This window comes from Cellulosimicrobium sp. AB352 (assembly GCF_049538415.1).
GTDB lineage: Bacteria > Actinomycetota > Actinomycetes > Actinomycetales > Cellulomonadaceae > Cellulosimicrobium > Cellulosimicrobium funkei.
The window spans coordinates 1-380 of the sequence record NZ_JBMVFX010000055.1; the positions used below are offsets into that span (position 1 = coordinate 1).

Consider the following 380-nt stretch of genomic DNA (forward strand, 5'->3'; position numbering starts at 1 on the left):
GCGGACGAGGTGACGGTGCACGCGGGGGACGTGGTGACGGTCCCGGTGCTGAAGAACGACACGCACCCGGACGGGTTGGAGCTGTTCCTGCAGCCCGAGCTGGAGCAGGACGTGGACCCGGCGCTGGGCGAGGCGTTCGTCTCGGAGGACACGCTGCGGTTCAAGGCGGGCTCGGAGGCGGGCACGGCGTACGCGATCTACCGGGTGCGGGACGTCAACGGGCAGGAGGACTCGGCCCAGGTCACGATCCGGATCCGCGACGGCGAGGACAACGCCCCGCCGCAGCCGCGCGAGATCGAGGCCCGGGTGCTGTCCGGGTCCAGCGTGCGCATCGCGGTCCCGCTGGACGGCATCGACCCCGACGGCGACTCCGTCCAGGT

The 380-nt window shown here is 72.4% G+C and carries 1 protein-coding gene; it reads left to right on the forward strand.

Translation table 11 applies throughout. From position 1 onward, the window contains the following. Window positions 1–380 (forward strand): Ig-like domain-containing protein (locus ACPCUX_RS18805; protein WP_423389398.1); only part of this gene is annotated, 380 nt, incomplete at both ends.